The organism is Streptomyces alkaliphilus (assembly GCF_014141535.1).
Classification (GTDB): domain Bacteria; phylum Actinomycetota; class Actinomycetes; order Streptomycetales; family Streptomycetaceae; genus Streptomyces; species Streptomyces alkaliphilus.
In genome coordinates this window covers 1-8,465 of the sequence record NZ_VKHT01000113.1, presented here as the reverse complement: position 1 = coordinate 8,465, position 8,465 = coordinate 1, and the positions used below count along the sequence as shown (strand labels likewise).

Sequence of the window (8,465 nt, the reverse complement as noted above, 5' to 3'; positions counted from 1 at the left end):
CCCCTGCGGCACCCCGGCCGCCCCTCGACCGACAAGGAGCTCCCCATGACCGCTCATGCGCCCGGGCCGGAGTACCAGCCCGCAGGCACCCGGGAAGGGCTGGAAAACGTTCGGACGCTGGTGAACGCGGCCCTGGACATCCTCCGGGAGACCTCCGCCTCGCGCAGTGGCCCCGTGGCGCCCGGCGGGCCGAACGGTACCCGGGCCGCAGCCCGCCGAGCTCTCGCCGGCCCCCTGCTGCCGCTTCGGGGGGAGAAAGTCGAGGAGGTCCTCGAGACCCTCGTGCGGCCGTACGCGGAAGGGGCGGTCGACATCACCCACCCGGCCGCGCTGGCCCGGATGCAGCCGCCCCCGGTCGCCTCCGCGGCGGCGGCCGAACTGGTGGCCTCGGTCCTCAACCAGTCCCTGCACGCCTGGGAGAGCGGCCCGTTCGCCCTGGAGCTCGACCGATGGATGATCGAGCAGATGGCCGAGCTGGTGGGGTACGAGCCCACCGAGGCCGGGGGCACCCTGACACCGGGGGGCAGCCTCTCCAACCTGATGGCCATGACCATGGCCCGGGACACCGTGATGGCCCGCAGGACGGGCAGGTCCCCGGGCCGGGAGGGGCTGTTCGCCATCGGGATGCAGCCGGTGGCCCTGTGCCCGGAGGGGGTGCACTTCTCCATCGAGCGCGCGGCCCGGCTGCTGGGCATGGGCGAGGACAACATCATGACGGTGCCGGTCGACGACACCGGCCGTATGATCCCCCGGGAGGCCGAGCGCCTCCTGCGGGAATGTCCCGAGGGTCGGATACCGGTGGTCCTCGTGGCTGTCGCGGGCTCCACCGACCTGGGCATCGTCGACCCTCTTCCCGAACTCGCCGATATCGCACGCCGATACGGTGTCTGGCTGCACGCCGACGCGGCGTACGGAGCCGGCGCGTTGTTCTCACCCCGGCTCCGCCCCATGCTCGACGGACTGTCCGAGGCGGACTCGGTCACCGTGGACCTGCACAAGTTCGGCTGGAGCCCGGCCTCCTCCGCGGTCCTCCTGGTCCGCGAGGCCGGGGCGATGTCCTCCTTCGGACTGCAGGCCACCACCTGTCTCAGCGCGGACGACGACACCTGCGCGGGTTACATCGGCCTGCAGAACACCTCGTTGCAGACCACCCGGCGAGCCGACGCCCTGAAGATCGCCGTCACCCTGCGCACGCTGGGCAGGGAGACCATGGCCGCCATGGTGGACACCTGTCACGGCCTGGCCCGGCACGCGGCGGCACGAATCGAGGCCCACCCCCGGATGGAACTGGGGGCCCGGCCGCCGCTGACCGCCGTCCTGTTCCGGTACCTCCCCGAGAACGGCCTCGACCCCGACGCGTTCAACGGGGCGCTGCGACGGCGGTTGATGGAGACCGGGCGGGCTCTGGTCGCCCGGACCCACATCGCCCGGCCGGACGGCAGCACCCGGGTTTTCCTGAAGCTGATGATGCTCAACCCGGACACCACTCCCGCCCAACTGGACTCCGTACTCGAAGAGGTGGCGGCCACCGCCGCCGCGATGGAAGCGTCCGCGTCCGGTTCCTGACCCACCCGGCGGCCCACTCTGCCCGCGAAAGGACAGTGATGCACGAGCTGAACGACTCCTGGCGAACAGTCGAACCTTCCGCCGGCGGGCCGGACCCGGTCCGTGAATCGATGCGGCGACTACCGCGGTTCTGCGAGCTTCCACTCACCCTGCTGACGGGCAGGCCGCACGCCGGCCAGCGGCCCCTTCACCACACCCCGACCGGCCACCTGACCAACGCGGTCGTCTCGATGATCGTCGGGCTGACCCTCAGCGCCCTGGCCCTCTCGGCCGCGTCCTGGTACCTCCTGCTCCTGCTTCCCGGCTGGGCGGTCACCCTGCACGGCGCACGCAACCTGCGCATGATGATCTACCACCAATGCGCGCACATGAACATGTGGGGGCGGCGCCGGGCGGACACCCTGCTGGGCCGGATCATCGCGGCGGTGCTCCTGATCCAGGACTTCGGCCGCTACCGGGACGAGCACGTGAGGGACCACCACGCCCTGCACCACATGACGTTGCGGGACCCCACGGTCCAGGCGTTCCTGGTCAGCCTGGAACTGCGTCCGGGCATGAGTCGGCGCCGGATGTGGCGCACCGTCCTGGGGAAGTTGGTCTCCGGGCGGTTCCACTGTCGCTTTCTGGCAGCCCGGGTCCGCTCCTACTTCCACTCGGCGACCCCTGCCTGGCGGGTGGGCACGGCGGTGGGGCTGACGGCCCTGTTCCTTCTCTCCCTGTGGCTGGACTTCTGGCTCTTCCTGCTGGTCGCCTGGGTGCTGCCGATGACTCTGTTCTACCAGGTCGTGAACGTCCTGCGGCTGTGTGTGAAGCACACCTTCCCGGCCCCCGGGCAGGCGCCCCGCAGGGGCAGGGAGTACTTCGCGGGCCTCACCAATGCCATCTTCATCGGTGAGACCGCTCCGTCCCCCGACCTCCCGACCCGACGCCGCGCCGCAGCGTGGTTCCGGTGGGGGGCCAGGATGCTGCTGGTCCATTTCCCCGCACGGTATCTGGTGTTGACAGGCGACACGGTGGTCCATGACTTCCACCATCGGCACCCCATGAGCAGGGAGTGGGCCAACTACCTCTTCGCCCGGGAGGACGACCATGTCCGCGGTACTCCCGGATGGCCCCCGTACCACCATGTCTGGGGTCTCGTGCCCGCCATCGACCACGTCTTCGACTCACTGCGCGCGGCGGACCCGGAGGAGTTCCATCCCGACCGGCTGGCGGAGGTCAGCCATCGCGAACTGTTCGCGGCGTTCGATGACTGACCCCTGTGACCGTATCCCGCAGAGTTGTGAAGAGAGAGCTATGAACGCGTCCCCGGGCGCCCGTCTGGTGATTCTCGGCGTGGCCGAGAGCGATGCCCACGCGGTGGCCAACCATCTGATCGGCATGCAGCTCCGTGAACAGGGCTTCGTGGTGGTGAACCTCGGGGTCTGCACACCGCTGAGCGAGTTCGCCGACGCCCTCGACCTCCACCCCCGGGCCGAGGCGGTGCTGATCGGCAGCCTCAACGGCCACGCGTACCAGGACTTGAAGGGCCTCCCGGCTCTGCGGGCCGCAGGGCGGTTGGGCCGACCGGTCATCGTCGGCGGCAACATATCCGTCGGCAGCCGCAAGAGCTCTTCCGACCGCAGACGCCTGCTCGACCTGGGCGTCGACCACATCCTGACCGACGCCTCCCGGATCGTGTTGCTGTTGGACATGTTGCGCGCCACGAAGGTGGCAGAGCCGCAGCATGGCTGACACGGACGATCTCGGTCTCCCGTCGGAGATCGCCGCACGACTGCCCGGCCCGCGGGACACGCTGGCCAACTTCCGCGCCCTGCGGGAGTTCGGTGCGGACCGTACGTCGACACCGTTCGTGTGCGATGTCCTGCGTGAGGCCGAACGCACCGGACGACCCGCCGTCCAGCCGCGCTGCGGCGTGGGCGGTCATCCGGAGATGCTGGAGTTGCTGCGCACGCTGAACGAGGCGGGTCCGGCCATTCTGTCCGTCACGGTGGACTCCCACACCCGGTTGCGGCGGTTCGACGTGGCGTCGACCCTGCTGCGCACCGACCCCACGGGCCTCAACGGCTATCCCCTGGTGGCCCACGGATGGCAGCGGGTGCGGGAACTCATCCGGTCGGTTCCCGTGCCACTGGAGGTGCGGCACGGCTCCCCGGACCCGCGGGAACTCTTCGCGGTGGCGATGGCCGCGGGCATCACCTCCTTCGAGGGAGGCGGTATCGGCTACAACCTTCCGTACTCCAAGGACGTTTCGCTCGGGCACTCGCTTCGCGCCTGGCAGCGGGTGGACGCGGTGTGCGGAACGCTGGCCGAGGCCGGGGTGATGATCGACCGCGAGTTGTTCGGAACCCTGACCGCCGTCCTCGTCCCACCGTCCGTCAGCCTGGCCATGACCCTGCTGGAAGGGCTTGCCGCAGTCCGGGAGGGGGTCCGGTGCCTGTCCGTCTCCTACCCGCAGGGCGGGGAGATCCACCAGGATGTCGCCGCCCTGCGTGCGATCCGATCCCTGGCGGCCCGGTACCTGGACGAAGACGTCGAGGTGTATCCCGTGCTCCACGAGTTCATGGGTGTCTTCCCCCGGACACCGGAGTTCGCCGGACTGCTGATCCTCCACGGAGGCCTGACCGCTCGGCTGGGTGGGGCCACCAAGGTCATCAGCAAGACGGTCCAGGAGGCCTACGGCATCCCGGATGCCGCGGTCAACGCAGACGGCATCCGGATGACCGCGCTGGGGGCCTCGGAGATGCTGGACTTCGTGCGGCTGGATGAGGACCGGATCGCCGAGGAACAGCACTGGATCGAGCGGGAGGTCACCGAGATCGTGGAGCCGGTGCTCGGCGCCCCGGACCTCTTCGCGGGAATCGAGGCGGGCTTCGGAGAGGGAACCCTCGACATCCCCTTCAGCGCCAGCGTCCACGCCCGGTCCCACATCGTGCCCCGGCGTGATCGATCCGGTGCCATCCGCTACGCCGAGTGCGGAGGGTTGCCCTTCTCCCCTGCCGTGCGCCGCCGTCAGGCCGCCTGTCTGGAGCGGTCCGGCGCTCCCGGCAGAACCCTCCTGGAGGCGGCGGACGCCGACATTCACTACTTCCTCGAAAAAGAGAACGTGTTCACCACGGCCCATGGAAACAGAGGTAACCGATGACCACCGAAGGACTGTCGATCACCCGGTCGCCCGAGGGGATCCCCTCACCCGCGACGGGGGCCCGCGTCGTCGCGGATGACCGGGCCCACCTCTTCCACTCCTGGGAGGCACAGGGCGACGTGGCGCCCATTCCGATCGCCGGGGCCTTTGGGCGGTACTTCTGGGACTACGAGGGCAAGCGTTACCTCGACTTCTCATCGCAGTTCATCAACACCAACATCGGGCACGGGCACCCCAAGGTGGTGGCCGCCATCAAAGAGCAGGCCGACCGGTTCTGCATGATCGCTTCGACGTTCGCCAACGACAAGCGCGGGGAGGCGGCGCGACTCATCTCCGAGATCGCGCCCGGAGAGCTCAGCCGTGTCTTCTTCACCAACGGCGGAGCCGACGCGAACGAGCACGCGGTGCGCATGGCCCGGCTGCACACGGGACGGCCCAAGGTGTTGTCCGCCTACCGCTCCTACCACGGCGGCACCTCGACCGCGATCAGTCTGACCGGGGACCCCCGACGCTGGGCCAATGAGAACTCGGCCAACACCACGGCCAACGTCTCCCACTTCTTCGGGCCCTACCTCTACCGCTCGCACTTCCACGCGACCACGGAGGAGGAGGAGTGCCGGCGTGCCCTGGCCCATCTGGCCGAGGTGATCGCCTTCGAGGGTCCGGACACCATCGCCGCGATCGTGTTGGAGTCCATCGTCGGCACCCCGGGCGTCCTGGTACCCCCGCCCGGCTACCTGGCCGGCGTCCGGGAACTGTGCGACCGCCACGGGATCATGTTCATCGCGGACGAGGTGATGTCCGGATTCGGTCGCGCCGGGGAGTGGTTCGCCATCAACGCCTGGGGGGTGACGCCGGACCTGCTCACCTTCGCCAAAGGGGTGAACTCCGGCTACGTCCCGCTCGGCGGGGTTCTTCTCTCCGAGGCCGTCCACGAGACCTTCCGCGACAGTGCCTATCCGGGGGGACTGACGTATTCCGGTCACCCGCTCGCCTGTGCCGCCGCCGTGGCCACGATCACCGTGATGCGCGAAGAGGGGATGTTGGAGAACGCCGCGCGCATCGGGGAGCGGGTGCTCGGCCCCGGGTTGCGGGAGATCGCCGAACGGCATCCCTCGGTCGGCGAGGTGCGCGGGCTCGGGGTCTTCTGGGCGGTGGAACTCGTCCGCAACCGTGAGACGAGGGAAATGCTGGTGCCGTATGCCGCCGGGGGAGCCGCGGCCCGCCCCGTGGACGAGGTGGTCGCGGCATGCATGGAAAGCGGGATGTACCCCGTGTGGAACTACAACCGCATCCACGTGGTGCCTCCGTGCAGCATCACCGAGGAGGAGGCGTGGCAGGGCCTGGCCATCCTCGACGCGGCGCTCCGGCACGCCGACAAGTACACCGTCTGAACGCCGCCCCGCCCGGGACGGTCCCGGGCCGCTGTCCGGCCGTACGGCGTTTCCATCCGTTCGTGGTCCGCGCGATGATGCGCCGGGCCCACCGCGCGACCGCGCTGCGCAGCACGCCGGCGGCGCGCGTCGGATGGGCGCGTTCGGTCGGGACGGCCGTGGCCGGAGTGCGCCAGGACCATCCCCGCGGGAGCGAAAGCGCTCCGTCCGTTACCGGGGAGAAGTAAGGCCGACCCCATGCAGAGCACCGACCCCACCGTGCTGCCCCACGTCGAGTGGGACCGAGGGGTCCTCCGTCAGCGGCGGCATCCCCGGGACTTCCCCGGGGCTTCGGTCCCGCGGTGGGCCGGGAGCCACGCTCCCCGGGCCCCGCGGGCCGACCCCGGCTACGCGAGGATCGCGTCGATGGCGGCGCTGCCCCGTGCGCCGGCGCGGGGCGGGAAGTGGGAGTACTTCCGCGGCGTGAACCCGGGGTCGGAGTGCCCCGACCACCGTGCCGGGGAGACGACCGACTCTCCCGCCTCCAACTCCTCGGAGGCGTGGAAGTGGCGCAGGGCGTGGAAACCGTGCTCCCGGGACGACTCCCACACGCGAGCGCCGTTGGCACCGCTCTCCCCCGGCGGGGCGATCGCACCCGCCGCGACCGGGACGGCTTCCGGCCCGTACACGACGCGTCCGCGGTGCCCGTGCGGAAGCCCGGCGGGCCCTGGCTGCGGTGGCGCCGGACGTGGAGCGTGTGGGGTGAGAGGCGGAGATACCCGGCCGCGTCGCTCACGTTCGGAAGCGCTTTGCGGGCGGGGGTGTCGGTCGAGTCCGGGGTAGCGGGTGCGGGTATGACGTGCGTGCGGGCATGGGGTGTTCTTGATGCTGAACGTGGAGGAGCTTCCGTGTCGTTCGAAAGGCAGTCGTCGGGTGGAGCGGGGGTGGGCTCACCGCTCCCGCCAGGGCCGTGAGCCCATGTCCCGGAAGCGCTCCGCGGAGGTATCGGACCGGCATGGTCGCCGCCGGGCCTGCTCACGGCCCGGTGACCGGAAGCCCGCTCCGGTCTACTCTGTGAACCGGCGCCAGAGCGCACGATTCCGTTCAACGTCGTTGCCCGCCCGGGGAATTGAGGCGGGTGCCGGGACCGGGGGATGCCGAAATGAGTGGACCAGGGGGGACGGCCACCGTCACGCTGCGGGCCGTGCGTGCCTCGTCGGCCGCGACCGCCGAGGACGCGACGCGTGCACTGCGGTCCTGGCTCGCCGACGAGCCCGGGCTGCGCGGCCGCGTCTCACCCCGCGAAAGCCCGCCCCCACCCGGCGCGCTGGGTCCCGTGCTGGACGGCCTCGCCATCGCCCTGGGCTCCGGCGGCGTGGCCGGCTCCCTGGTCACCGCGGTGGTGGCCTGGCTGCGCAGCCGACGCGGCGACGTCACCGTGCGGCTGGAGCGAGCGGACGGCGCCTCCCTGGAGTTCACCGCCACCCGCGTCCAAGGGCTCGCCGAGCCCGAGGTACGCGAGCTGATCGCCACCACTGTCCGAGCCCTGGAACCGGGCGGGGCGACCGCCGCACCGGACCCCGGCCGGGAGCAGACATGACGCCGGGACCCACACCGGGCCGCACGCCGAAGACCGCGGCGCTCGCCGCGCCCGGTGCCCGGGTGCTCCTCATCGGCACCGGCACCCACGACGGCCCGGACCTTCCACCGGTGCCCGCGGTGCCCCGCACCGTCACGGCACTCGCCGACCGCCTCCGCGCTCGCTGCGGCGTCACCGACGACCGGTTACGGGTCCTCATCGACCCTCCCGACGCACGGACCATGGCCGCGGCCATCACCGAGGAGGCGCGGCGCGCCGAATCCGCGCTGCTCCTCTACTACGCGGGCCACGGCCTGCTGGGGCCCGGCGACGAGCTGTACTTCGCCGCCCGCGGCACCGGCCGGCTCACCCCCGGCATGGCCGCCCACCAGGCACTGTCGCTCACCTCGGTGCGCGAGGCGCTCAGTCTGTGCCGGGCACCGTCCATCGTGGTCATGCTGGACTGCTGCTACTCGGGGCGCGCGGTCGGCCCGCTCAGTGCGGATACCCCGGCGCGCTCCCCCCTCCACCAGTTGCCCGCCGTACAGGGCATGTATCTCCTCGCCTCCGCCGAACAGCTCGCCCTCGCCCCCGAGCACGCCGAACACACCGCCTTGACCGGCGAGCTGATCAGGCTGCTCGACCAGGGCGACCCTCGCGGGGCACGCCTGCTGACCCTCGACGGTGCCTACGACTACCTCTTCCGCTCCCTTCGCGACCGGCAGGGCCCGCTCCCCCGCCGCCAGGCCGGAGACGGTTCCGGCGGGCTCGTGCTCACCGCCAATCCCGCGGCGTCGCCCCC

At 71.0% G+C, this 8,465-nt stretch carries 8 protein-coding genes; 7 read left to right on the top strand and 1 reads right to left on the bottom strand.

All coding sequences use genetic code 11. The annotated features are described in order from the left end of the window. From FNQ90_RS06315 to FNQ90_RS06295, 5 genes are all read left to right on the top strand, one after another. A partial coding sequence (locus tag FNQ90_RS06315) for a pyridoxal phosphate-dependent decarboxylase family protein (protein ID WP_228470912.1) occupies window positions 1-1,566 on the top strand: 1,566 nt, incomplete at its 5' end. 38 nt (window positions 1,567-1,604) lie between these two features. Beyond that, on the top strand, window positions 1,605-2,822 hold the full coding sequence (locus FNQ90_RS06310; RefSeq protein ID WP_182605360.1) for a fatty acid desaturase: 1,218 nt from the start codon (window positions 1,605-1,607) through the stop codon (window positions 2,820-2,822). Between the two features lie 40 nt (window positions 2,823-2,862). Beyond that, entirely contained in the window at window positions 2,863-3,300 is a 438-nt protein-coding gene (locus FNQ90_RS06305) for a cobalamin-dependent protein (protein ID WP_182605359.1), read from the top strand. Continuing rightward, entirely contained in the window at window positions 3,293-4,711 is a 1,419-nt protein-coding gene (locus FNQ90_RS06300; protein ID WP_182605358.1) for a methylaspartate mutase, read from the top strand. Before FNQ90_RS06305 ends, FNQ90_RS06300 begins: the two co-directional genes overlap by 8 nt. Next, complete coding sequence (locus tag FNQ90_RS06295; protein WP_182605357.1) at window positions 4,708-6,105, top strand: aspartate aminotransferase family protein; 1,398 nt, start codon at window positions 4,708-4,710, stop codon at window positions 6,103-6,105. The genes FNQ90_RS06300 and FNQ90_RS06295 overlap by 4 nt, the downstream gene beginning before the upstream one ends. Window positions 6,106-6,491: 386 nt before the next feature. Here FNQ90_RS06295 and FNQ90_RS06290 read toward each other — a convergent pair whose 3' ends face one another. Beyond that, window positions 6,492-6,773, bottom strand: coding sequence for a site-specific integrase (locus FNQ90_RS06290; RefSeq protein WP_323379804.1), 282 nt, complete (start codon window positions 6,771-6,773; stop codon window positions 6,492-6,494). Window positions 6,774-7,246: 473 nt separating this feature from the next. Here FNQ90_RS06290 and FNQ90_RS06285 point away from each other — a divergent pair, with 473 nt between their 5' ends. Beyond that, the gene (locus FNQ90_RS06285; protein ID WP_182605356.1) at window positions 7,247-7,684 is read left to right on the top strand and encodes an effector-associated constant component EACC1; all 438 of its coding nucleotides are present in this window, start codon (window positions 7,247-7,249) and stop codon (window positions 7,682-7,684) included. Then, window positions 7,681-8,465 (top strand): caspase, EACC1-associated type (locus tag FNQ90_RS06280; RefSeq protein WP_182605355.1); only part of this gene is annotated, 785 nt, incomplete at its 3' end. The genes FNQ90_RS06285 and FNQ90_RS06280, both read left to right, overlap by 4 nt.

Excerpts from the sequence above, each read along its gene's own strand:
- FNQ90_RS06310 (WP_182605360.1), top strand. The coding sequence starts at position 1,605 with ATGCACGAGCTGAACGACTCCTGGCGAACAGTCGAACCTTCCGCCGGC.
- FNQ90_RS06305 (WP_182605359.1), top strand. The coding sequence starts at position 2,863 with ATGAACGCGTCCCCGGGCGCCCGTCTGGTGATTCTCGGCGTGGCCGAG.
- FNQ90_RS06300 (WP_182605358.1), top strand. The coding sequence starts at position 3,293 with ATGGCTGACACGGACGATCTCGGTCTCCCGTCGGAGATCGCCGCACGA.
- FNQ90_RS06295 (WP_182605357.1), top strand. The coding sequence starts at position 4,708 with ATGACCACCGAAGGACTGTCGATCACCCGGTCGCCCGAGGGGATCCCC.
- FNQ90_RS06285 (WP_182605356.1), top strand. The coding sequence starts at position 7,247 with ATGAGTGGACCAGGGGGGACGGCCACCGTCACGCTGCGGGCCGTGCGT.